The organism is Chitinophaga chungangae, assembly GCF_017742215.1.
Classification (GTDB): domain Bacteria; phylum Bacteroidota; class Bacteroidia; order Chitinophagales; family Chitinophagaceae; genus Chitinophaga; species Chitinophaga chungangae.
Genome location: NZ_JAGHKP010000006.1, coordinates 87195 through 109801 on the forward strand (window position 1 = coordinate 87195; position 22607 = coordinate 109801).

The 22607-nt window shown below is 52.9% G+C and carries 18 protein-coding genes; 8 read left to right on the forward strand and 10 right to left on the reverse strand.

Features of this window, described 5'->3' with window-relative positions:
* Positions 1-29: 29 nt before the first annotated feature.
* The 6 genes from J7I43_RS24475 to J7I43_RS24500 form a co-directional block, all read right to left on the reverse strand.
* Positions 30-446 (reverse strand): RrF2 family transcriptional regulator, encoded by a 417-nt coding sequence (locus J7I43_RS24475; RefSeq protein WP_209148663.1) that lies wholly within the window; start codon positions 444-446, stop codon positions 30-32.
* A 75-nt stretch (positions 447-521) separates the two neighbouring features.
* Positions 522-1238 (reverse strand): 4-hydroxy-tetrahydrodipicolinate reductase, encoded by a 717-nt coding sequence (gene dapB, locus J7I43_RS24480; RefSeq protein ID WP_209148665.1) that lies wholly within the window; start codon positions 1236-1238, stop codon positions 522-524.
* A gap of 18 nt (positions 1239-1256) precedes the next feature.
* Positions 1257-1946: a DUF5683 domain-containing protein gene (locus tag J7I43_RS24485; RefSeq protein WP_209148668.1), complete on the reverse strand. Its 690-nt coding sequence runs from the start codon at positions 1944-1946 to the stop codon at positions 1257-1259.
* On the reverse strand, positions 1936-2853 hold the full coding sequence (locus tag J7I43_RS24490) for a ParB/RepB/Spo0J family partition protein (RefSeq protein ID WP_209148669.1): 918 nt from the start codon (positions 2851-2853) through the stop codon (positions 1936-1938). The genes J7I43_RS24485 and J7I43_RS24490 overlap by 11 nt, the downstream gene beginning before the upstream one ends.
* Complete coding sequence (locus tag J7I43_RS24495) at positions 2837-3658, reverse strand: ParA family protein (protein ID WP_209148670.1); 822 nt, start codon at positions 3656-3658, stop codon at positions 2837-2839. Before J7I43_RS24495 ends, J7I43_RS24490 begins: the two co-directional genes overlap by 17 nt.
* 44 nt (positions 3659-3702) lie before the next feature.
* Positions 3703-4383, reverse strand: coding sequence for a metal-dependent hydrolase (locus tag J7I43_RS24500; protein ID WP_209148672.1), 681 nt, complete (start codon positions 4381-4383; stop codon positions 3703-3705).
* A 263-nt stretch (positions 4384-4646) separates the two neighbouring features.
* Here J7I43_RS24500 and J7I43_RS24505 point away from each other — a divergent pair, with 263 nt between their 5' ends.
* The 7 genes from J7I43_RS24505 (at position 4647) to J7I43_RS24535 (ending at position 14109) form a co-directional block, all read left to right on the forward strand.
* On the forward strand, positions 4647-5906 hold the full coding sequence (locus J7I43_RS24505; protein ID WP_209148674.1) for a metallophosphoesterase: 1260 nt from the start codon (positions 4647-4649) through the stop codon (positions 5904-5906).
* Positions 5907-5927: 21 nt separating this feature from the next.
* Positions 5928-6884: a hypothetical protein gene (locus tag J7I43_RS24510; protein ID WP_209148675.1), complete on the forward strand. Its 957-nt coding sequence runs from the start codon at positions 5928-5930 to the stop codon at positions 6882-6884.
* A 195-nt stretch (positions 6885-7079) separates the two neighbouring features.
* Positions 7080-7688: a porin family protein gene (locus tag J7I43_RS24515; RefSeq protein WP_209148677.1), complete on the forward strand. Its 609-nt coding sequence runs from the start codon at positions 7080-7082 to the stop codon at positions 7686-7688.
* A gap of 157 nt (positions 7689-7845) precedes the next feature.
* Positions 7846-10248, forward strand: coding sequence for an endopeptidase La (lon, locus tag J7I43_RS24520; RefSeq protein WP_209148678.1), 2403 nt, complete (start codon positions 7846-7848; stop codon positions 10246-10248).
* Between the two features lie 257 nt (positions 10249-10505).
* Entirely contained in the window at positions 10506-11597 is a 1092-nt protein-coding gene (porQ, locus tag J7I43_RS24525; protein ID WP_209148679.1) for a type IX secretion system protein PorQ, read from the forward strand.
* A 13-nt stretch (positions 11598-11610) separates the two neighbouring features.
* A complete protein-coding gene (locus J7I43_RS24530) occupies positions 11611-12381 on the forward strand; it encodes an ABC transporter ATP-binding protein (RefSeq protein WP_209148680.1) in 771 nt (256 codons plus the stop codon).
* Positions 12382-12393: 12 nt separating this feature from the next.
* On the forward strand, positions 12394-14109 hold the full coding sequence (locus tag J7I43_RS24535; protein ID WP_209148681.1) for a hypothetical protein: 1716 nt from the start codon (positions 12394-12396) through the stop codon (positions 14107-14109).
* A gap of 62 nt (positions 14110-14171) precedes the next feature.
* On the opposite strand, the gene J7I43_RS24540 is transcribed toward J7I43_RS24535, so the two are convergent.
* The 4 genes from J7I43_RS24540 to ahcY form a co-directional block, all read right to left on the reverse strand.
* Entirely contained in the window at positions 14172-14903 is a 732-nt protein-coding gene (locus tag J7I43_RS24540) for a pyridoxine 5'-phosphate synthase (RefSeq protein WP_209148682.1), read from the reverse strand.
* A gap of 15 nt (positions 14904-14918) precedes the next feature.
* Positions 14919-15644 (reverse strand): DUF3307 domain-containing protein, encoded by a 726-nt coding sequence (locus J7I43_RS24545; protein ID WP_209148683.1) that lies wholly within the window; start codon positions 15642-15644, stop codon positions 14919-14921.
* Positions 15645-15655: 11 nt separating this feature from the next.
* Positions 15656-16285: a SatD family protein gene (locus tag J7I43_RS24550; RefSeq protein ID WP_209148684.1), complete on the reverse strand. Its 630-nt coding sequence runs from the start codon at positions 16283-16285 to the stop codon at positions 15656-15658.
* Positions 16286-16493: 208 nt separating this feature from the next.
* Complete coding sequence (gene ahcY, locus J7I43_RS24555; protein WP_209148685.1) at positions 16494-17822, reverse strand: adenosylhomocysteinase; 1329 nt, start codon at positions 17820-17822, stop codon at positions 16494-16496.
* A gap of 461 nt (positions 17823-18283) precedes the next feature.
* On the opposite strand from ahcY, the gene J7I43_RS24560 reads away from it, so the two are divergent.
* A partial coding sequence (locus tag J7I43_RS24560; RefSeq protein WP_209148686.1) for a Calx-beta domain-containing protein occupies positions 18284-22607 on the forward strand: 4324 nt, incomplete at its 3' end.

The window sequence follows — 22607 nt, forward strand, 5'->3', positions numbered from 1 at the left end:
TTCCCTGCTTATAAACCCATATAACGATGTTAATCCCTGGTCAGAATATCTTTGAGGGACTTGTTTTCCAATAGTTTAAGGGTGGCGTCCCTTACCCGGCTCATTACCTCGTGAAGGCCGCAGATCGCTTCGTCTTTGCAGTTCTCGCAGCGTTCGTAATAGTTGAGGCTCACGCAGGGCAGGAGGGCGATGGGCCCGTCCAGCAAACGGATGATGCGCGCCAAAGGTATTTCTTTGGGTGTGCGCATGAGGTAATACCCCCCGCCTTTGCCTTTTTTGCTTCCCAGGATACCGGCGTTCTTCAGCTCCAGGAGGATGTTTTCCAAAAATTTAATGGAAATGCTTTTCTCCGCCGCGATCTCCGAGATCAATATGGGGCCTTTGTCTACATTTTCCGCCAGGTAAATTAATGCGTGGAACGCATATTGTGTTTTTTTAGACAACATATTCGTTGATGCTCCTTATTGTTTATTGCACTCCCAAAACACAAATATAACAAAAAGCTGCCGTTTTCGCGGCTGTTACAGGCTCAGCACGTCCTTCATCGTAAAGATGCCTTTTTTCCCTTTCAGCCACTCCGCGGCCGTTACGGCGCCGGCGGCAAAACCTTCGCGGGAGTGTGCGGTATGGATGATGGTGATATCGTCGATCGGGGAATGATAGTTCACGATGTGCGTGCCCGGCGCGGGGTCTACCCGGCGGCTTTCGATGAACAGTTCTTCGGGATTGGAGGTATGTTCGTTCACCCAGGATTTTTTGCCCGGCAGCGCGTCTACGATCTGCTCCGCCAGGGTGATGGCGGTACCGCTGGGCGCGTCTTTTTTCTGCGTGTGATGGATCTCTTCCATGTGCACGTTGTACTGCGGCTGGGGCGCCATCAGTTCGGCCAGGCGGCGGTTCAGCTCAAAAAATATGTTCACGCCGATGCTGAAGTTACTGGCGTAGAGGAAAGCCTGGTGTTTTTCGAGGCATTGCGCTTTCACTTCCGGGAGTTTTTCGAGCCAGCCGGTGGTGCCGCATATAACGGGCACACCTGCGTCGAAACATTTGAGGATGTTGTGGTAAGCGGTTTCGGGCGTGGTGAACTCGATGGCAACGTCTGCTTTGGACAGCTGGTCTTTTTCCAGCAGTTCGGGGCTGTTGATGTCTATGCGGTGAATCACTTCGTGCCCGCGGCCCTGGGCGATGGCTTCGATGGCTTTGCCCATTTTACCGTATCCGATCAATGCTATTTTCATATCTGTGTAATAAGGTGTTTATCTGATTGCAATACCCTGCGGTTTGTTTTTGCGGGGGCTGAGAGAAATGCTGACCCCGATGCCGAGCGTGCGGTTGTTGATCATGCGGGGGCTCACGCGCATGCTGAGGTCGTCGCTGATGTCGAACTGCCGCAAATGCGCAAACACCGTGGCATCCACGATATTGAGCGCGTAAGCCGCTACGAATACCAGCACGGAATAATCGACGTACTGGCGATAGCCGTCGCGGAGCAGGCGGAGGTCGCTGTCTGTATACCGCGGGTATTTATCCTGGAAGTCCGGGTTGTTCTGGTTGGCGACGCGTACGCGATAGGCGTCGCGGTATTCGCGGTACAGGTCCATGTTGCCGATAAAAAAGCCGGTGCTGATGCCGAGTGCGGCGTATACGAGCGGTACTTTCCAGTATTCGCGGTTGTAGATCTGGCCGAGGCCGGGGAGCACAGCGGAATAAAAAGCGGCTTTGCGCGGGCTGTGCAGGGACTTGTAATTGGCGAGAAGGGTGTCTGCCGGGGAAATTGCCCGGGCGGTGGCCTGCGTAGTGTCTTTTTCAGCCACGGCGTTGCGGCGCAGCAGGGAATCCCTCAGCTGGGGGTTCACTGTCGTATCCTTCTGCGCATGGCTGTCGATGGCGGGTAAAAGAAACAGGCACAAAAGAAAGTATACCAGGTACCCTGATCTATTTCTCACCGTATAATGATAATTTTTCAAGGATTGCGTCCAGTTCCTCGTCTGAATAAAACTCGATATTGATGCTGCCTTTGCCTTGTTTGCTCCTGTCCAGGTGAACTTTGGTGGCGAAATGAGAGGCCAAGTTGTCCTGGATCTTCTGGTAAGCGGGCGGCAGGCTGCTTTTTACCGGTTTTTTCGAGTTGCCTTTGTCTATATGGTTCACTTTCCGCACCAGTTCTTCGGTCTGGCGCACGGAAAGCCCGTTTTTCATGATCTCTCCGAAAATGAAAAGTTGTTTTTCCACGTTTTCGACGCCGATAAGGGTACGAGCGTGGCCCATGCTGAGTTTGTTGTTGCGTACCGCCACCTGGATGTCTGGCGGGAGTTTCAGCAGGCGGATGTAGTTGGTAACGGTGCTGCGTTCTTTGCCCATGCGTTCGGCCACCTGTTCCTGGGTGAGGTCGATCTCTTCCATCAGGCGTTTATAGCTGAGGCCGATCTCAATGGCGTTCAGGTTTTCGCGCTGGAGGTTTTCCAGCAGCGCCAGTTCGAGCAGCTCCTGGTCGTTTGCCTGGCGAACGTATGCCGGAATGTCTTTCAGGCCCGCCATTTTGCTGGCCCTGAAGCGGCGTTCGCCCGCGATAAGCTGGTATTTTTTGCCGATCCGTGAAACGGTCACCGGCTGGATGATGTCGTGAATCTTGATAGACTGGCTCAGCTCCTGTAAAGCCTGCTCGTCGAAATCGCGCCGGGGCTGTTTGGGATTGATCTCAATCTGGTCCAGCGGTATCCGCTCGATGCCGGTAGCCTGGGCTACGACCTGTTCGCCCAAAGCGCTGGTGGTTTGCTTCAGGTCTGTGTCTATGTTCTGTAACAGCGAGCGGATGCCTTTCCCCAACGCCTCTTTCTTACTCGGATTGGTCATCGTTTATTGCAAGGATTTTATCTTCTGTTTTGATCTTGGTAAAGTTATGCTTTTGCAATATTTCCTTTGCCAGGTTCAGGTAGTTGATCGCGCCGGTGCTCATGGCGTCGTACATGATCACGGATTTGCCGAAGCTCGGCGCTTCGCCCAGCTTGGTATTGCGGTGGATGATGGTGTTGAACACGCTTTCCTCGAAGTGTTGTTTCACCTCGTCTACCACTTGATTGCTCAGGCGCAGGCGGCCGTCGTACATCGTCATCAAAATGCCTTCGATCTCCAGGTCCGTATTCAGCCTGCTCTGTACGATCTTGATGGTGTTAAGCAATTTGCCGAGGCCTTCAAGGGCGAAAAATTCGCATTGCACGGGGATGATCACGGAATGAGAGGCCACCAGGGCGTTCACAGTGATGAGGCCGAGGGAAGGGGAGCAGTCTACGATGATGAAGTCGTATTCATCCTTGATCGGGTCTATCACCTGCTTCATCACCCTTTCCCTGTTGGGGTGGTTGATCAGCTCCAGTTCGGCGCCTACCAGGTCGATATGCGAGGGCAGCACTTTCAGGTTCGGGGTGTCTGATTCCAGTACCACGTCGCGCGCCTGCACGTCGTTTACCATGCAGTCGTACAGGCTCTGCTGGATATTGCGCAGGTCGAAGCCCAGCCCCGTGGTGCTGTTGGCCTGCGGGTCCGCGTCTACCAGCAGCGTTTTATACTCCAGTACGGCCAGGCTGCTGGCGAGGTTGATGGCGCTGGTGGTTTTTCCCACGCCCCCTTTCTGATTGGCGATTGCGATGATTCTAGCCATTGTTCTGTCTTAAATTCTAAGGTTGAATAGGATAATAGGAATAATTACACGTCTATCGTTTCTCCGATCGCCGGCAGCAACAGGGTAAGCCCCGCCGCTTCAAACTGGCGCACCGCGTCCGCTTTGTCTATTTTGATATAACCAAAGGTGTCGTAATGCACACCGATGATCTTGCCGCATTCCACGAACTCGGCCGCTATCACCGCGTCTTCCACGCCCATCGTAAAGTTGTCGCCTATCGGCAGGATGGCATAGTCCAGCTTCGCCCAGCGGGGGATCAGCTCCATGTCGAACGTGAGCGCGGTGTCGCCGCTATAATAAAAATTTCCTTCCTCGGTCATAAATATGAAACCCAACGGGTTGCCGCCATAACTTCCGTCCGGCAAACCGCTGCTGTGATGCGCCACGGTGCATTTCACCGCGCCGAAATCAAAGGCCCACTTGCCGCCCGTGTTCATCGGGTGCACCTTGTCGTGCCCCTGTTTGCCCACCCATTCGGTCAGCTCAAAAGCCCCCACCACCGTAGCGCCGGTCCGTTTCGCCAGCGCCATCAGGTCTGCCACGTGATCGCTGTGCCCGTGGGACACAAAAATGTAATCCGCCTCTATCGCGTTGATATCGATGGACTTAGCCAGCTCGTTATGCGTGATAAATGGGTCGAACACGATCTTTTTGCCCTTGATTTCCACGGCAAAGCTCGAATGGCCGTAGTAGGTGAACTTCATATTGCAATTATAAATTATAATAACCTAATCGGACAAAAATACAACCAATCTCCTAAATACCGGCCATGCCCCGGATTTATTTATTCACACCGCCATAGTGGGGAAAAGTAGCCTTTTTTCGCCCGGTTTTGCAATTTTTCAGTCACATGATCGTCTACAACCATACCGGAATACCCCGAACCGGCCCCTTTATGGTAAATTTGCGGTTCGGATTTTTTAAAACAATTGACTGATAGCTATTTATGAGAGCGGGACCTAATATTTTGTCGTCATTAATACTGATACTCGCCATGGTTGCCATTGATACTTACGTGTTTATGGCCCTTCGCACCCTTCTCGTCAACCTCTCCCCCAAATGGAGAGTGCTGATCTTCGGTTTGTACTGGCTGGCTTCGGCCATCGTGATATTCTCCGTGATATTTTACTCCCGCATTCCCTGGGAAAAATTCATGGAAGCCCGTTCCTATTACCTCACCTTCGCCTTCGGCCTGTTTTTCGCCAAAGCGCTCATCGTGGTGTTTCTGCTGGCCGACGACGGCCGCCGCGCCGTTATGTGGGTATACGAAAAATTCACTTCCGCCCCCGCGGCGGCAATTGCAGAAGGCAACCGGGAAGTACAGGGCATCACCCGCTCCCAGTTCCTCCTCAAAACCGGCTTCCTGCTCGGCGGCACCATGCTCGGCACGCTGCTCTACGGGCTCAGCAACAAATACAATTATCACGTCCGTAAAATACGCCTCACCTTCAACAACCTGCCCGCCGCTTTCAAAGGGCTGAAGATCGTGCAGATCTCCGACGTGCACTCCGGCAGTTTTACCGATAAAGCCGCCGTGGTACGCGGCATCGAGCTGATCAAAGCGCAAAATCCCGACCTGATCCTCTTCACCGGCGACCTGGTGAACGACAAGGCGGATGAAATGGACGAATACCTCGCTGTGTTCAACCAGCTGCAGGCCCCGCTGGGCGTTTATTCCACACTGGGCAACCACGACTACGGCGATTATTACCCCTGGCCCGATTACGACGAGAACCGCCACAGCCCCATGAAAGTGGCCAACCTCGAGCGCCTCAAGAACATACACGGCCAGATGGGCTGGAAATTGCTCATGAACGAACATACCGTGCTGGAAAAGAACGGCGACAAGATCGCGCTGCTGGGCGTGGAAAACTGGAGCATGAACCCGCGTTTCCCCCGCAAGGGCGACCTGGCCGCCGCGTACGCCGGCAGCGAAGAGATCCCCTTTAAGATATTGCTGTCGCACGACCCTACCCACTGGGACGGGCAGGTGCGGCCCAATTACCGCGACATCGACCTGATGCTGGCCGGCCATACCCACGGCATGCAGTTCGGGCTGGAAATACCTTTCTTCAAATGGAGCCCGGCGCAATACATTTATAAACAATGGGCCGGTCTTTACCAGGACGGCAAACAACGGCTGTATGTCAACCGTGGTTTCGGCTTCCTCGGTTACCCCGGCAGGGTAGGCATTTTACCCGAAATCACCGTGATTGAACTGGCCTAAACTTTGTTTATATTGCAGGTAATGAAAAGCCCACTGCTGGTTATCCTGACTATATTCATCACTGCTGTACAGGCGGTGGGGCAAAGCGCGGCCGACCTGCAAAATCTCGCCGACCTGGAAAGGCAGCTCGATTCGCTGCTGAACCGCCAGCAGAAAAACGAATGGGTGATCGGGCTGGGGTTTGGGAACAATCCGGCGTACGGCGGCAAAACCACCGATGCGTTCAGGCCGGTGAACATGAAATCCTTTCTTTCGCCCAACGTTTCCTATAATCATAAAAGCGGGCTTTACGCATCGACGTACGCCTATTACATGCTGGGCGCCACGCAAAGGCCCTGGTTCGAATTGGACCTTTCCGGCGGGTACGACTATACGAAAGACCGCAACTTCCTGGCCGGCGCCTCTTACACGAAATATTTTTACCGCGATTCCACCGACGTGCCACCCACACCCATCACCAACGAACTGTTCGCTTATTTTTTCTGGCGGAAGTGGTGGCTGGAACCGGGCGTCAGCTTCGATTTCGGATGGGGGAGATATATTGAGGCGGACGACCGGAACTCGCTTTCCGTAAAAGGCAACGACTTCAATATCATTGTGGACGTACGCCATCCCTTTATATTTCTCGACGTGCTGAAAAAAAACGACGCGGTGCTGCTCATGCCCGTGGCATCGCTTACTTCAGGCACCGCGAAATATTTCAGCAACCTCAAAAGTTTCCGTTACGTAAGCCGCTCCAACATCGCGAAAAAACAGGGGAGGGGCAGGCGCCGCAGGCCCGACCAAGATGTGCCCGTTGAAACCGCGCTCAGCGACGGCAGCGCGTTCCGGCCGCGCGCGGTGGACTTTGGCGTGAGAGCTTCCTACATCATCGGGAAAGTAGCCATCGCGCCTTCCTATACCGTGTTCAAATTATTGCAGGGAGAAGACACTTCCATTACCGGTTACTTCACCGCCAGCGTCAGCCTGACCCTCTGACCAGATAACTTTATGCACTATTCTCCGCTTTCTTCAAACTATCCGGCGCATACGCGCGTTAATCAGGGAACTATTTAGCATGACTTTTGTATTATCCGTAGGGGTCGGGGATGTTTCCCGCGTCTTATGGACGGAAAGCACTCATAATCAAAGAAAAAATAGGACAAGTAGGACTTAACCTTAAACAATCAATGTATGAAAAAACTGTTTTTCGCATTAGCAGTCATCACCTGTGTAACCGTATCCACTGCCAACGCCCAAAAGTTATTACGTTTCGGTATCAAGGGAGGCGCCAACCTCGGTAAAATAGACGGCACCGGCTACGACGACGCCTTCAAACTGGGCTACCATTTAGGCGGTTTCGCACAGATCAATCTCATGAAAGGTTTCGGTATCCAGCCCGAATTGATCTTTTCTTCCACCAAAACTGAAGTGACTTCCGAGTTCGAGGATGTATACAACATCGACCAGCTGAAGGAAGACAAACCCAAACTCAATTACCTCAGCATTCCCGTTCTGGCCAATATCGACCTGGGCTCTCCCCGTTTTAAATTACAGGTAGGCCCGCAGTTCGGCATTATGACGAGCAAAAAGACGAGCGTGTTCGAAGAAGGGAAATCTGCCTTTAAATCCGGCGAATTTTCCGCGGTGGGCGGCCTCTGGCTGCAATTGCCCATCGTAAACATAAGCGCCCGCTACGTGATCGGTATTTCCGACGTGAACGACGTTACTTTTGAAAACACCACTTCCCCCGAAAAATGGAGGAACCAATCTATCCAGCTGGGTGTAGGTATCACATTATAAAAAGTGAACCTACAACTGGTCAGGACCGCTCCGAAAGGGCGGTCTTTTTTGTTATCTTTCAGCATGGCACCCAATTTGACTATATAGTGATACTCTTTAATTGGGGGCATTTTGAGGAGATTGACTGACATTATGTCCCGGTACTTAAAACTGACAGATGAATAATTTCTTTTTAGGCAATACAGAAGAGGAAATGGAGTTTATGCCCATTATTCCTTTGAACGAAGACGGCGAAGGGCAGGAGGAAGACAAGATCCCCGAAGAACTGGCGTTGCTGCCGCTGCGCAATACCGTGCTGTTTCCCGGCGTGGTACTGCCGATTACCGTAGGCAGGGACAAAAGCATCAAGGCGGTGAACGACGCGTATAAGACTGACAAAATGATTGGCGTGGTAGCGCAAAAAGACAGTAACATCGAAGAGCCCGGCATTACCGATCTTTCCGATGTAGGCACTGTCGCCAAGATCGTGAAAATGATCAAAATGCCGGACGGCGGCACCACCATCATCATCCAGGGCCGCAAACGGTTCAAAATAAAAAGCATCCTTACGGAAGATCCTTATTTCAAGGCGTCTTACGAGTTGCTGAGCGACGAAGTGGAGGAAAACGATTCCGAGTTCGACGCGTACGTTTCTTCCATCAAAGACCTTGCGGCGCAGATCATCCAGCTTTCACCCAACATTCCTTCCGAAGCGAGCATCATACTCAAGAACATCGAAAACGCACCGTTCCTGATCCACTTTGTGAGCAGCAACCTGAACAGCGATGTGAAAGACAAACAACAGCTGCTCGAGATCAACAACCTGCGCGTGCGCGCGGAACTGCTCATGAAACTGCTGCAGGTGGAACTGCAGCTGGCGGAGCTGAAAAACAAGATCAACAACAAAACGAAGGCGGACCTCGACAAGCAGCAGCGGGAATATTTCCTGCAGCAGCAGATGAAAAGCATCAAGGAAGAACTGGGCGGAGACAGCAACGACCGTGAAGTGAAGGAGATGCAGCGCAAAGCCGAACTGAAAAAATGGCCCGAAGCAGCGAAAGAGCTGTTCACCAAAGGCATCGAGAAACTGGAGCGCATGCATCCCAGCACGCCGGATTATTCCGTGGTGTACAATCACCTCGATCTTATGCTCGACCTCCCGTGGAACGAATTTACCAAGGACAGCTACGACCTGAAGAAAGCAAAAAAAGTGCTGGACGCGGATCATTACGGCATGGACAGGATCAAGGAGCGCATTCTGGAATACCTGGCGGTGCTGAAACTGAAAGGCGACATGAAATCGCCCATCCTCTGTTTCGTAGGCCCTCCGGGCATCGGTAAAACCTCGCTGGGCCGCTCCATCGCCAACGCCATCGGCCGCAAATACGCCAGGCTCAGCCTCGGCGGGCTGCACGACGAGAGCGAGATCCGCGGTCACCGTAAAACATACATCGGCGCCATGGCCGGCCGCATTTTGCAGACCATCCGCAAGATAAAATCCGGCAACCCGGTGATGATCCTCGACGAGATCGACAAGATCGGCAACGACTTCCGCGGAGACCCGGCCAGCGCATTGCTGGAAGTGCTCGATCCCGAGCAGAACAGCACTTTCTACGATAACTATCTCGAACTGGAATACGACCTGAGCAAAGTGCTCTTCATCGCCACCGCCAACAACATCAACGCGATACCCATCGCGCTGCGCGACAGGCTGGAGATCATCGACCTGAGCGGTTATTCCATCGAAGAAAAAGTGGAGATCGCCAAAAGGCACCTGCTGCCGAAACAAAAAGACGCGCACGGCCTCGGCGATTATAAATTCACCTTCGCCAACAAAGTGATCGAAAAGGTGATCGCCGATTACACGCGCGAAAGCGGGGTGCGCGAGCTGGACAGGCAATTTGCCGCCATTATGCGCTCTCTCGCCAAAGACGTGGCGATGGGCGTGAAACTGAAAGACACGGTCTCCGAGGAAAGAGTGGCGAAAGCGCTGGGCAAACAGAAATATAGCAACGAAATATACAAAACCGGCAACCCGAGCGGCGTGGCCGTAGGCCTGGCCTGGACGTACGTGGGCGGGGACATCCTGTTCATCGAATCGAGCCTGAGCGAAGGCAAAGGGGAGCTGAAACTTACCGGCAACCTCGGCAACGTGATGAAAGAATCAGCCGTGACGGCCCTCAGTTATCTGCAGGCCAACGCTCCTTCTTACAAGATCGACCCGAAAATGTTCCGTGAAAAGACCATCCACGTGCACGTTCCGGAAGGCGCAGTGCCGAAAGACGGTCCCAGCGCGGGCGTTACCATGCTCACCGCGCTCGCTTCGTCGTACACCGGCCGCCGCGTGAAACCTTACCTGGCCATGACCGGGGAGATTACCCTGCGCGGGCAGGTGCTGCCGGTAGGCGGCATCAAGGAAAAAATACTGGCCGCCAAACGCGCGGGCATCAAAGAAGTGATCCTGTGCTGGCAGAACGAAAAAGACATCCAGGACATCAATCCCGACTATATCAAGGGGCTGAAGTTCCATTATGTGAAAGAAATGAACCAAGTGCTCGAAACTGCGTTATTAAAAAGATAGGAAGCACGGCCCGTCAATCCTGACGGGCCATGCAACCGGTTCACTTTTACACAAAGTGAGCGCATGTTGATTGTTTAAGGGTTTTAATAAAGCCGCCCGCAAAGGCGGCTTTATTCTTTTTTGATACTATTTTCCCTCGTCTTCATCTTCGACTAACGTTCGACTATCTTCCGGCTATCCTTCGACTAAGGTTCGACTACGCTTTTCGGGTAAAATAGCATGCAATTGTCGTAACTTCCCGTTCGCAAAATCGCAACTTGAGATACCGTTACGTTTTTATATTACTGTTATTATCCTCTTATGCCCGCGCCCAGGTATTGGGGGGAAGAAAAACGTTTGCGTTCCTCGATCTCCCGCCTTCGCCGCAGATCACCGCGCTGGGCGGCATTACGGTGAGCCAGCAGGGCGGCGACCTGAGCCTGGGGCTGATGAATCCCGCGCTGCTCAGGCCGGGCATGCACACGCAATTGCAGGTAGGTTATTCCGGGTATGTGGGCGGTGTAAAATATTCCAATTTCGCTTTTGCTTACCACGTGCCTTCCATCGCCACCACCTTCGCCACCAGTATTCAATACACGGGTTACGGCAATGTAACGCATACGGATGCGGCGGGGAATATCCTGGGCGATTTCAGGCCCGTCGATTTTTACTGGCAGGTAAGCGCTTCGCGCCAATACCTTGAAAAGTGGATGTACGGCATCAGTTTCAAATACATCCGTTCGCGCTATCTCGATTTCAGGGCCACCGGTTTAGGCACCGATGTTGGCATAACATTCAGGGACACGGCCAGCGGATGGCAGGCTGGGCTGCTGGCGAAGAACATGGGCATGCAGTTCACCCGCTATACCGCGGGCGCGCGCGAAGGCCTGCCGTTCGATCTGCAGGCGGGCGTGAGCAAAAGGCTGAAACATGTGCCGCTGCAGCTGTCCGCCACGCTTCATCACATTTACCAGTTCGATGTGCGGTATGCCGATCCGGCGGCGGAAGAAAATATCATCATCGAAAACGGCGATACCATCCGGCGAAACGGCGGCACGATGGACAACATCTTCCGGCATTTTGTGCTGGCCGCACAGTTCGAGATCGGCAAATACGTGGAAGTAACCGCGGGTTACAATCATTTGCGGCGGCGGGAATTGTCGCTGCCGGACCAGGGCGGATTGAGCGGTTTTTCTTTTGGTCTTGGCGTAGTGGCGAAGAAGATACAGCTGCGTTACGCGCGCAGCTGGTACCAGCGTTCCATCGCATTTAATCATGTTGGCCTCAGCATTCCGCTCAATCAATGGACGGGATTTGGTAAATTCGGAGAGCGCATCGGCTGGAAACCCGATGAAGCCTATGCTTTATAAACACAGAAAAGATATGCAGCCTATTATTTCAATCAGGGAACTCCGGAAAAATTATGGTGAAAAACAGGTGCTGAAAGGCATCAACCTCGACATACACCCGGGGCAGATCATCGGTTATATCGGTCCCAACGGCGCGGGGAAATCCACCACCGTAAAGATCCTCATCGGCCTGCTCGGCGATTTTGAAGGGGAAGTGAGCATTATGGGCAAAGACCTTCGCGAAGACATCCTGTCCGTTAAAAGCATGATCGGTTACGTGCCGGAGAACGCGGAAATATACGAAGTGCTGACGCCGATGGAATATCTTTCTTTCATCGGTAAACTTTACGGCCTGGACGATGAGCTGATCGAAGAGCGCGCAATGCGCATGCTGCAGGTGTTTGGCCTGCTGGAAAACAAAGACCAGCGGATGGACACGTTTTCCAAAGGCATGCGGCAAAAAGTGCTCATCACGTCGGGCCTGCTGCACAACCCGCAGATCGTGGTGCTGGACGAACCGCTTTCCGGCCTCGACGCCAACGCGGTGATCATTGTGAAAGAGATCATCACGGCGCTGAAGCGTGAAAATAAAACGATCTTTTATTGCTCGCATATGATGGACGTGGTGGAAAAAGTGAGCGACCGGATCGTGCTGATAGACGAAGGAAGCATTGTGGCGGACGGCACTTTCAGCTCGCTGAAAGCGCATGGCGACGAAACGCTCGAGCAGATCTTCGCGCGGCTTACCGGCAAACAGCAGTCCGGCGCGGGCGTAGATGAATTTATCAACGCCCTGGGACAATAAACGGAACGAACGATGAACAAATTTTTCCTTCATATCATTGCGCTGTTTAACCCGATCTGGGAAAAGATGGGCGTAAACACCGCGCAACTACGCGCGATACTGGACGTAAAGCTGAAGATGGACGACCGCCGACCCAATGCTTACACCGGCATGCGGCAACAGGCGCAGAACAAACCGCGCAAAAACGGTTCCTGGGCCATTGTGCTGGTATCGTTGCTGATGGGCTTTTTTTACCTGTTCATTTTTGCGGTCGGTACCAGCCTTGTGCTGCAGTTCTTTTTGTGGTTCAGCGTTTTTACGGTCATGATGAGCATCACGCTGATCTCCGATTTTACGAGCGTGCTGATCGACGTGAAAGACAATTTCGTGATACTGCCCAGGCCGGTGAACGATAAAACCGTAGTGGTGAGCAGGTTACTGCACATCATGGTGCATATTTCAAAGATCGTGGGGCCGCTGGCATTGCCGGCGTTTGCGTATATCTGTTTCCGTTACGGCATCGGGCCGGGGCTGTGGTTCGGCGTGCTGGTGATGCTGGTAAGCGTTTTCTGCATCTTCCTCATCAACACTGTGTATCTTGTTGCGCTGAAACTCACTACCCCTGAGCGTTTCAAAGAACTGCTGAACTATCTCCAGATCGCTTTTTCCATCATCGTGTTCGCTACGTATTACCTCGCCCCGAGACTGGTACAGAAGTCGCAGCTGGCGCAGGTTAATCTGGCGGATTATGCCTGGGTGAACTTCGTGCCCACGTATTGGTTCGCCCGGGCCTGGCTCAGCGTGTCCGGCCTGGATTTCCGCGGGTTCAGCATTGCGTATATCGTATTGAGCATTTTAGTGCCTTTTGCCAGTCTCTGGCTGGTGGTGAAAGTATTCGCGCCGAGCTTCAACCGGAAACTGGGCATGCTCAGCGGCAGCGAGCCCGACACGGTGAAGAAACGCGTAACACCGGTAAACACCGGGAACAAAAAACCGTTCTATAAAACGCTGGCGCGTCTTTCTTCCAAAAACCGGCTGGAACAGCTGTCGTTCGAACTGGTGTGGATGATCACCGGCCGCAGCCGGGAGTTCAAGCTGAAGGTGTATCCTTCGCTGGCCTACGTGGTCGTGTATTTCGCGTATTTTCTTTTCAACGGCAAACAGGGCACACCGGCGGAAACATGGGCCAAACTTCCGGAAACGAACATGTTCATCCTGCTGATCTACATCAGCAGTTTCGCGTTCATCACGGCCATCAGCAATATTGTGTATTCGGACAAGTTCAGGGCGGCCTGGGTATATTATGCCGCTCCGGTAAAAACGCCCGGCGAGATATTGACCGGCGCTTTCAAAGCCACGCTGTTCAAGTTTTTCCTGCCGTTTTACATTGTGATCGTATTGTTTTCGCTGAGCGTGTGGGGCTTGCGGATATTGCCCGACCTGTTGCTGGGTTTTGTGAACGTGGTGCTGATCAACCTGTTTTTTGCGGTAGTGTATCTGCGCAAACTGCCTTTTTCTTCACAGCTGAGCGTAAAGCAGGGCGCGGGCACTTTCCTGAGAGGCCTGCTGATCATGGCGATTCCCGGCGCGATCGGTTTTGCGCATTTCGGGCTGCGATACATCGGCACCGGCAGCGGCTGGATATACCTGTCGATGGTAGTGCTTTTCGGCCTTATATCGATGGCCGCGCTGTACCTGCTGTATACCCGTTACCACGAAACGGCCTGGGAAAAACTGGACGAATCCTGAGAAGATTTCCATAAAAAGAAAAAGGGCCGCTGTAGTAAGCGGCCCTTTTGATATGATGAGGTTTAATCCTGCAACTGTCTTTTATACAGCTGGATGGTATTTTCCAGCCCGAAATAGATTGCATCGCACACCAGCGCGTGGCCGATGGACACTTCTTTTAACTGCGGGATGTGCAGCTTGAAAAAACGGAGATTGTCCAGGTTCAGGTCGTGCCCGGCGTTTAGCTCCAGGCCGATGGCAGACGCCGCTTTGGCGGTGTTTTTATAGTCGTTGAACAGGCGGAAGTTCTGCGGCTGCGTGCGGGCGTTCGCGTATTCTTCCGCGTAAGGGCCGGTATACAGCTCGATGCGGTCGGCTCCCGCTGTTTTTGCGCCTTCCACTTTATCCACTTCCGGGTTCAGGAAAATAGACACGCGGATGCCGGCTTTTTTGAGGGTGGAGATCACGTCTTTGAGGAAAGACTGGTAATGCACCGTGTCCCACCCGTTGTTGGAAGTGAGCACGCCCGGCGGATCGGGCACCAGCGTGGCCTGATGGGGTTTTGTTTCCAGCACCAGGTCCATAAAGTCTTGGGAAGGGTATCCTTCGATGTTAAATTCGGTGGTAACGACGGGTTTGAGGTCCCGCACGTCCTGGTAACGGATGTGCCGTTCGTCTGGCCGGGGATGTACCGTAATGCCGTCTGCCCCGAAACGTTCGCAGTCCTTTGCCACCTGTATAATGTCCGGCAGATTGCCGCCGCGTGCGTTGCGCAGCGTGGCAAACTTGTTAATGTTAACACTCAGCTTGGTCATGCCGCAAAATTACAACTATTGCAGCAGGAACGCCACAACGGAGCCGATAAAAATGGAAGTTGAAAAGCTCATGAGCGTGCCGATCAGCACGTATTCGGTTTCGCGGCGGTTGTCGCTCTCTTTCAGGTCGTTGAACCGCAGGATGGATTTGGCGGCGATGAGAAAACCGATGCCTTCGTAATGATTGGTGATGATGAAAGTGAGCACCAGCACGCGTTCGAATATGCCGATCCATCTGCCGGCCTCGCTGAGGGAGCCTTTGCCGTTATGAATGCGGGAATCGGAGATCTGGTCGCGCCAGCGTTTGGTGGCGAAGCCGAGCAGGAAGGCGGCGGGCCAGATCACGGCGGCGTAACCCATAACCACGGCCCAGAAGGGGGTATTTTGCCAGATGTCTTTGAGGTACGGCAGTACGCCGTTCCAGCTATGGGTTACCTGCAGCCAGAGCAGTAAAAGCACCAGCAGGTGAAGGCCCTGGTCGATGAGGAAATTTTTCGCATTGTCTTTCCGGTGCAGTTTCCAGAGATCGATAAAAAAGTGGCTAACGGTAACGGCTACAGGTGCGAGCCATTGTTCCCATTCCGCGGTAAAAACATAGATCAGCGCGCCGTGGATGAAGCAATGCAGGTAAAGATAACCGGAGCCGGCCTTGAGGCGGCGTTTGTGTTGAACGATGCGGGTGGTTTGCAGCGCAAAATCACCCAGGAGGTGGGCGCACAGCCATTTGATGAGCAGTAGCATAAAGATATGGTTTAGAACATGGACGGGGCCTGTTGTTCAAAACGCCGCAATACGAGCTGTATCACCTGCCATCCGGCGCCCTGCAGCCGCTGGTGAACGGCGGGCTGGCGGATGTTGAGTTTTTCCGCGGCCTGCACCTGCGTGAGGCCGTTCAGCTGTTCCAGCACGGCTTCCGCCTGCGGGGCGCTCCACCGTTCGATGATGAAGGAGAGCGACTGGCAGTGCACTTCCCACTCCTGGTTGACGGCAGGGTGGGGGCCGACCACGGAGATAAGCCCGTTCTTTTTTTTCAGTTCGTCCAGGTATGGACCGGAGTTTTGAAACGCCGGCCCGTCTGAAGTAACTATTTTTTTCGCATTAAAAGAAATTTCGCCGGTACCGATGGCGAGTCTTGCTTTAAAATCCTCTTTCCACAACATGGCCATCAGCATCAGGCTGAAATGCAGGGCTTCGCCGGGGTTTTTCGTGATCACGGCCTGGAAGCTGTCTCCCCGGTATTGCTCCACGTCAAAACTTTTTTCTTTCTTTTTGACGACGGCAAATGCCTGCTCCAGCGCCTTTTGAAGGCGCCCGCGCTCTTTGGGGTCGAGCAGGGAGGACTGGATCACATCCCCGGTAATGACAACGGCATTCGTTTTCATGTTACAAATATAAGGTTATAACCTTATAATTCATAATTATAAGCTATAAGACTTATAATCATCGAATATAAGCCTATAGGCTTATAATATGATATGTAAAATAAGCCCCTGGCCTTATAACAAGTCAATATAAGCTTGGAGACTTATTATCGGCGCAAAAAAAAGCAGCGCCTTTGCGGGCGCTGCTTTGTATCATTCACCGTCAGGATCAGTAACGGTAGTATTCCGGTTTGAAGGGGCCTTCCACGGGAATGCCGAGGTAAGAAGACTGGGCGGAAGTAAGAGTGTCCAGTTCCACACCGATCTTTTTCAGGTGCAGGCGGGCTACTTTTTCGTCCAGGTGTTTGGGCAGAACGTACACTTTGTTCTCGTAAGCGGCGGAGTTGGTCCACAGTTCGAGCTGGGCAAGCGTTTGGTTGGTGAAGGAGTTGCTCATTACGAAAGAGGGGTGGCCGGTGGCGCAACCCAGGTTCACGAGACGGCCTTCGGCCAGCAGGATGATGTCTTTGCCGTCGATGGTGTATTTGTCTACCTGCGGTTTGATCTCCACTTTGGAATGACCGTAGTTGGTGTTCAGCCAGGCAACGTCGATCTCGATATCGAAGTGGCCGATGTTGCACACGATGGCTTTATCTTTCATGGTTTTGAAGTGGTCGCCGGTGATAATGTCGCGGCAGCCGGTGGTGGTTACGATGATGTCGGCTTCTTTCACCGCATCGGCCATTTTCTTTACTTCATAACCTTCCATAGCGGCCTGGAGGGCGCAGATGGGGTCGATCTCGGTAACGATCACGCGTGCGCCGGCGCCTGCGAGGGATTCGGCGGAGCCTTTGCCTACGTCGCCAAAACCGGCCACAACAGCTACTTTACCGGCGATCATTACGTCGGTAGCGCGGCGGATGGCGTCCACGCAGGATTCGCGGCAGCCATATTTATTGTCGAACTTGGATTTGGTAACGGAATCGTTGATATTGATGGCGGGCATCGGTAAGGTGCCGTTCTTCATTCTTTCGTACAGGCGGTGAACACCGGTGGTGGTTTCTTCGCTCAGGCCTTTGATGTGCTGGATCAGCTCGGGGTAAACGTCGAACACCATGTTGGTGAGGTCGCCGCCGTCGTCGAGGATCATGTTCAGGGGTCGGTCGTAGCTGCCGAAGAAAAGGGTCTGCTCGATGCACCAGTTAAATTCTTCTTCGTTGAGGCCTTTCCATGCGTAAACCGGGATGCCTGCTGCGGCGATGGCTGCGGCGGCATGATCCTGCGTGGAGAAGATGTTGCAGGAGCTCCATTGTACTTCGGCGCCGAGGGCTACCAGTGTTTCAATGAGTACGGCAGTCTGGATGGTCATGTGCAGGCAACCGGCAATACGCGCGCCTTTCAGCGGCTGGGTTTTACCATATTCTTCACGCAGCGCCATCAGACCGGGCATTTCGGCTTCCGCCAGCTGTATTTCCTTGCGACCCCACTCGGCCAAAGACATGTCTTTAACTTTGTACTTGAGGTTCAAATCAATTTTGGATTTAGCAAATGTTGACATTCCGAATAAATTTTTGCAAATCTACCTTTATTTTAACTTTCTACATAATGCTAATTGGCGAACTTACCCCGCTCATTCTGAACCCTTCCCGCACATCTCCCTATTTTTTACATATAGAGAAATAAGTACAATTATTTTTTGCTTTAATATTATAAATAATATACATTTGCTAATTGGTAAGGTATATTACCAAATTTGTTACATATTATTTTTCGGAGTCATCGGTTAAGTAAACACGCCCCTGGTGGGCTTTAGAAAGGAGAAAAGGCATTCAACGCCCGTGCATTTTTATCGACAAGCGAGGCTCCCTCACCGGGAAATTCCGGAGTATAACGTCAGTTTCCCGATACCTAGTGTGTATGTAAAGAAATTTTAATGTTACTATGTTAGTCCTATCCTATCCTAAGAAAGACAGCGCCCTGTTTGCGGGTATAAAAAAGCTCCGCTTTAAAGCGACCGCGATGTTGCTGATTCTCATGATGTTAAGCAACATGGTCAACGCCCAGGCCCCTTCCAGGGTGATCAACCCCACTGGCGGCGAAACGCCTACCGACGGCCTCCGCATCACGATTACCGATACCAGCGTGATGGTGCGCCGCAACGGCGTAGACCAGTTCAGCCTGGACCCGTTGCTGGACCGGTACGACAGGGGAGGATTACGGACCTATGTTATTCTTGAACGCAAGCTCGGCGGCACCATCGAAAATAAAGAGCCCAAATACCTGCAGGCCTGCAATATCTCCGACGTAGTGGGCGACGGCAGCGCAGGCAATCCCTGGAGAGTGGTTACGCAGACCAAATTCAAAAACGGCAACAACGCAGATTATAACCTTTCAACAGAATACGTCTATACGGCGGGAACATCCTACTATCTCATCAATTATTACCTGAGCAGCAACGAGGGAATACCCAGCGGCTCTACCGGCGGGCCGTACTGGATAAACTTCTATCTTTCCGAGGCCAGCTGGATGGACGGCGCTACCTGCGGCAAAGGGTTCAAAGACCTGGAAGTGGACGCCACCTTAAATCCCTGGTGGGGGACCAGCGGAACGGGTTATATCCCCCGCATGGTGGGTATCACGAAAAGCGGCAGCGATTGCGACGGGCTGAGCGGTACCCATGTGTTTAAAACGGTACCCGAGGGCTTCATATCTTATTATGCCGGTCCTGTAGCATACAGGAACGATAAACTTTCCAACGGCTATACTCTCACCGATATGATCAAAGCCGTGCCAGACAACAGTGGTATTACTGTACATACGGCGGTGGACGTGAATGGCGTTTTTCCCGGAAACCTGGCACATGCCACCCGCCAGATGGCAGTAGGGTTCGATGCGGCTGAAATGCAAAGTCTTTATATGATGGACCCGAACCTGGAAGACGCAACATCCAGTATGCCGATGGAAGTAGCGCAGGTAACTCTTACGCCTGTTACCAGCCCCGCGGGATTGGAAGGCGATGCGGCGCATACTATCAGCGGTTTGCAGCTCAACCTTGCCAATGCTACTTTTAACCTGCCGCAGGTATTGGAGATCCAGGTGACGCCGAGCGGCACGCATCCCGCGGTGGAAGGCACCGATTACCGGGTGCTGCAAAACAAGATCATCATTCCTCCCGGAACTTACGTAAACGATCAGCTGGAGCTGCCGATCGAGATCATCGGTAATACCACGCCGTCCACCGTAGACAAAACTTTCACCGTTACGCTGGTGGCGCCGACCTGCGCGCCGCATCTTCAATTGGGAGCGGTTTCTTCGCTGGAATACACGATCGTGGACGACGATCAGAACAGGATATTTATTGAACCGGAAAAAACTTCCCTGAAAGAAGGCGAGAAAACAAAAATAAAAGTGAAGATGACGGGTGCGGCGCTTCCGACCGATCTTACGGTGGATATCAACAGGCTCGTGGCTTCTACGACGAAAACCAGCGATTACTCCGGCTTGCTGCCGCAGGTAACCATCCTCGCCAACGAGCACGAAACGGAATTCGAACTAACTGCTACCGGCGATCTCATCCTGGAAGGAGACGAAAGTCTGCAGATCGGCGCAACCGCTACGATCGGCGGCGAAGCGGTGGGCGATACCACGGAGATCATTATCACTGATACCACGCATCTTAATCCAGACAACAAGATCATCACCTTCAGCTCTCCGAAAGCTGCTGAAGGCACACCTGTCACCATCACAGCCAGCCTGCCTTCCGGTGTTACCACCGAGGCGCCGCTTGCGATAAATATCGACTATACCAATCCCGCCAGTACAGCGGACTTCTCCGATATCAGCGGTGCTACGCCGTTCCCGTCTGTTCTGACCATTCCGGCAGATGGCTCGCAGGTGACTTATAATATTAATCTCGTTGAAGACTATACGCTGGAAGAAACAGAGTTCTGGTATTTCGACGGAACGGCCACGGACAGTTATGGCGCGTACACCATGGTGTCTTCTTACCTGGAGATAGAGGATAGTCCTGCGGGGAGAACGTTGACCATCAGTTTTGGGGGTACAACTTCCGTCACGGAAAGTCCCCTCACGGTGCAGGTGGTCAACGGCACTATCAGTTTTGACCCGTCTTATTCTTCAGCCAGCGACATCATCGTGAACCTGGTGCTGGATGGCACGTCAACGGCGGATGCCGGTGATTTTGTAACGATGCCGTTGCAGGTGACGATCCCTGCGGGTTACAGCTCGGCGAACTTCACTTTGCAGGTACCCGCTGATCAGTGGATATTGGAAGCGGACGAAACAGCGGTGGTGACTGGCAATCTAAGTGGATTCACGTTTGCGGACGGAAGTTTCGTGATCAAAGATAGGGCCTCGATGACATCGGGCAACAAAAAGGTCATATTCGATCCCTCCACCGCCACAAACCTTACGGAAGGGAATTCGCTGCCACTGAGGATAAGGTTCGGTAACACGAGTGTTCGCAGCCAGGAGCCCATTGTGATCACACTTAGCGCAGGCCCATCTACTACTGGCAGCGTAACGACGGCCGACTACAATATGCCGGCTACAGTTACGATCCAGCCAGGCGACAATGGCGTGGACTTTACGCTTGATGCGCTTACGGATGTTATTACAGAAACAGAAAGCATACAAGTATTAGCCAACACGAATATTCTCGGAACATTATCGACGCCCAGCCGAACGGTAAACCTCCTGGACGCCGTCAGCAACAAGATCATTTTCACCGCAACCCCCACCACGCTGGATGAAGGCGGTGCAGGGATAACAGTAACGGCTACACTCGAATCAGGCACTGCACCGGCAGATATTAGTATTACCGTACAGACCGGAAGCGGTTCCTCCGCATCAGACGCCGATTATACCATCACGACTTCACCGGCGGTTATTGCAGCGGGAGCCAGTTCCGCAACCTTCACTATTTCCGCGCCGGAAGACGGTGTGCTGGAAAGAGCGGAAACTCTCAACCTGACAGGGACCGCCACCGGCTATACTTTCGACGGACTGACATTTACCATTAACGACGCAACAAGCGCCAATCCGCTCAACAGGCAGATCAGCGTAGTGCCCGACGCGACGAGCGTGAATGAAGGAAGCGGTGTGAGAGTGGTGGTGAAACTGCCCGACGGCATCACTACTTCAGAAGAGATTACCATTACCCTGGCGCAGGGCGCCGGCAGCGATGCCGGTATCCAGGGCGGCGATTACAGTTATGCGTTGCCAGTGAAGATCCCGGTAGGGGCAGGGGAGACGGACTTTATGCTCCAGGCCGCTTCGGACAATATATTTGAACCGACGGAGAAACTGGAGCTGTCTGCCAGCGCCACCGTGTTCGACGATCCGGTAACGGCCACAGTCGGGGTGAATATTACCGACGGTTCGAAAACTCCGGCCAATACCTTGCTGGTGGTAACCGGTCCTTCGACGGTAACGGAAGGGAACATGGTGAAATACAGGATAGCGCTGCCTTCCGGCGTTACGACAACAGAAGATATTGTAATTACATTGGCGCCGGTGGCCGGCACAACTACCGCCAGCGGCGACTTTAACGGCAACTATCCCCTGAGCGCGACGATCAGCGCGGGAACTACTTTTGAAGAGATCGAATTTGATGCGAAGTCCGACGGCGTGGTGGAAGGTCTTGAGCATTTAAACATGCAGTTCCAGGCCACCGGGTTTACGTTTACCGGCGATGTGTCGCTGGATGTGGAAGACACGGACCCGGCCGGTTTGATGATACAGCTTTCCGCCAATCCTGCGACGGTGGCTGAAGGTGCTGCGACTGAGATCACGGCGTCGTTGCAAGGGTTTACATCTGCCAGTGATATTGACGTGGTATTGAGCAGCGGCAGCGGTTCTACAGCGGGTTCAGGAGATCATGGCGTATTGGGCACGATCCATATTGCAGCGGGACAATCTTCCGCGAAGGTAAATATCAGTGCAGTGGCCGATGATATTCTTGAAGGGAACGAGATGCTGGAATTGCGCGGCAGTACGGGAGGGTTTACTGTGCAGGGAACTGATATCACTATTACGGATGCGACCAATACCAACGCCAATAAAACGATTATGCTTACGCCGGCCACTGCTACAGTAGCAGAAGGCGGTGTGGTGAAGATCAAAGCGATCCTGCCAACGGGTATCACTTCTACCCAGGACATCACCGTTACACTCACCAAAGCCGCAGGTTCTGCCGCTACGCTTGACGTTGCTGACGTAACATTCCCCGGTAGCGTAACTATTTTAGCCGGAACGAATGAAATAGAATTTGATGTTACGGCTAATATGGATAACCTGATCGAAGTATCTGAACTGCTGAAGT

Excerpts from the sequence above, each read along its gene's own strand:
- J7I43_RS24550 (WP_209148684.1), bottom strand. The coding sequence starts at position 16,285 with ATGAAAACGAATGCCGTTGTCATTACCGGGGATGTGATCCAGTCCTCC.
- ahcY (WP_209148685.1), bottom strand. The coding sequence starts at position 17,822 with ATGTCAACATTTGCTAAATCCAAAATTGATTTGAACCTCAAGTACAAA.
- dapB (WP_209148665.1), bottom strand. The coding sequence starts at position 1,238 with ATGAAAATAGCATTGATCGGATACGGTAAAATGGGCAAAGCCATCGAA.
- J7I43_RS24475 (WP_209148663.1), bottom strand. The coding sequence starts at position 446 with ATGTTGTCTAAAAAAACACAATATGCGTTCCACGCATTAATTTACCTG.
- J7I43_RS24490 (WP_209148669.1), bottom strand. The coding sequence starts at position 2,853 with ATGACCAATCCGAGTAAGAAAGAGGCGTTGGGGAAAGGCATCCGCTCG.
- J7I43_RS24530 (WP_209148680.1), top strand. The coding sequence starts at position 11,611 with ATGCAGCCTATTATTTCAATCAGGGAACTCCGGAAAAATTATGGTGAA.
- J7I43_RS24535 (WP_209148681.1), top strand. The coding sequence starts at position 12,394 with ATGAACAAATTTTTCCTTCATATCATTGCGCTGTTTAACCCGATCTGG.
- J7I43_RS24500 (WP_209148672.1), bottom strand. The coding sequence starts at position 4,383 with ATGAAGTTCACCTACTACGGCCATTCGAGCTTTGCCGTGGAAATCAAG.
- J7I43_RS24515 (WP_209148677.1), top strand. The coding sequence starts at position 7,080 with ATGAAAAAACTGTTTTTCGCATTAGCAGTCATCACCTGTGTAACCGTA.
- J7I43_RS24545 (WP_209148683.1), bottom strand. The coding sequence starts at position 15,644 with ATGCTACTGCTCATCAAATGGCTGTGCGCCCACCTCCTGGGTGATTTT.
- J7I43_RS24540 (WP_209148682.1), bottom strand. The coding sequence starts at position 14,903 with ATGACCAAGCTGAGTGTTAACATTAACAAGTTTGCCACGCTGCGCAAC.
- J7I43_RS24495 (WP_209148670.1), bottom strand. The coding sequence starts at position 3,658 with ATGGCTAGAATCATCGCAATCGCCAATCAGAAAGGGGGCGTGGGAAAA.
- lon (WP_209148678.1), top strand. The coding sequence starts at position 7,846 with ATGAATAATTTCTTTTTAGGCAATACAGAAGAGGAAATGGAGTTTATG.
- J7I43_RS24510 (WP_209148675.1), top strand. The coding sequence starts at position 5,928 with ATGAAAAGCCCACTGCTGGTTATCCTGACTATATTCATCACTGCTGTA.